At 52.8% G+C, this 1,478-nt stretch carries 1 protein-coding gene; it reads right to left on the bottom strand.

Annotated features, from left to right (window positions below; translation table 11 throughout):
- Positions 1-72: 72 nt before the first annotated feature.
- Positions 73-1,404, bottom strand: coding sequence for an ISNCY family transposase (locus tag JFN88_RS15445; protein WP_199020171.1), 1,332 nt, complete (start codon positions 1,402-1,404; stop codon positions 73-75).
- Positions 1,405-1,478 lie beyond the last annotated feature (74 nt).

Below are 1,478 nucleotides of genomic sequence, written 5' to 3' on the forward strand. Positions count from 1 at the left end.
GGTGTCAAACGTCTGTGAAAATGTCACTCTAATTGTGCTATGAAAATGTCACTTGTTAAATGAAGGCCTCTGTTACCAGAAGGCCTCTGGATAGCTATTGTGCTGCGAATACATGGCATCTTGGAACGAACGTTGTTTTGTGTTACGCTTAGTTATGTTGTTGTCATACGTGGTTTTCCACGGATGATCTTTGGTGGGTTTGCGTGGCTGCGCAGAACCCGCCTTTTCTTTTGGGGTGAGAACAGGATCACGGCTTGGGCGATCCGTCGCTTGGAGCGTAAAGGCCTGTCCGTACATCCAGAGCAATACCTCACCTTCCAGGGTTTCGCGTACCTCCACGGTTGTCTTGGCACTTAAACGCAGCTCCGTCGGTTTGCCAAGCGTGTAGAGCGTCTTCTTGTAGCTGAACGTATGACCCGAGCCGAGCTGACGGTATTCACGCTTCGTGAAGACATGCTCCAAAGGGAGCGATGGGTCGAGCGGTAGATAAGCCGATTGGCTCTCACGAGGACACACAGCAAATTTACGGTTATGCTTCTCAAGGAGCGGAGGTAAAGCAGCGTTCGCAGCCTCCAGCGTGGTGATGCCGAGCAGCCGTAGTTCGATCACTAAGCGATCCTGAAACGTTCTCCACAAGCGCTCAACGCGCCCTTTGGCCTGTGGCGTAATCGCTTTGATGTGTTCAATCTGAAGGTCGGCCATCGCCTTACCGAAGTTTGAAAGCGGCTTGACCTCACCTGCCAGTTCCTGCTCCACAGTTAGCGTCTCATTCGGCGAACGGAAGATGGTGTGCCGGTCACTGTACAGACCGAGCGGCACACCGTAATTCCAAATTCCTTGTTGCATGACGCGGGAGTAGCCCTCGAAGCACTCGGTAGGGCGAAACACAGCGGCGACGACGATTCCAGTTGCGTCATCGATCGCGGCGTGCAGTGCAAAAGCAGGCGCCCGATCCTCCAGCCACGCAAACGGTGTGGCATCGATCTGCCACATCATACCGGCTTGTGTCTTGCGTGAACGTGGTTGATGGGCCTTCGCGCGCCGACGTTGCTTGGCTTGCTTGATTCCGCGCTCCAACAGCATGCGTCTGACGCTTGCTGGGCTTAGATGCAAGGATTCATGCTCTGCCAAAAGCTCTGCAAAATGACAGTTGTTGCTTCCATGGTATTTCTCCTTGTACAAGGTCACCGCCCGTTCCTTGATTTCATCCGCCAGCGCATGGCTCGGTTTCCGACCCCGGTTTCCATGGGCAAGTTTTTGTGCGCCTCCTGTCTGGTAGTTCTTCTTCAACCGGATGACCTGGCGCTGCGTCATCCCCAAGACTGCTGCTCCTTCCGCATTCGTCATATATCCCTCAAGAATCTTCTCCACTACATGTACCTTCTTCAGTTCGGCTTTTGTCAACGTTATTGTCTCCTGTCCCATAGTGACATTATCTCAGAACAGTTATGGGATGACATTATCACAGACGAATAACA

Source organism: Paenibacillus roseus (genome assembly GCF_016424485.1).
GTDB lineage: Bacteria > Bacillota > Bacilli > Paenibacillales > Paenibacillaceae > Paenibacillus_D > Paenibacillus_D roseus.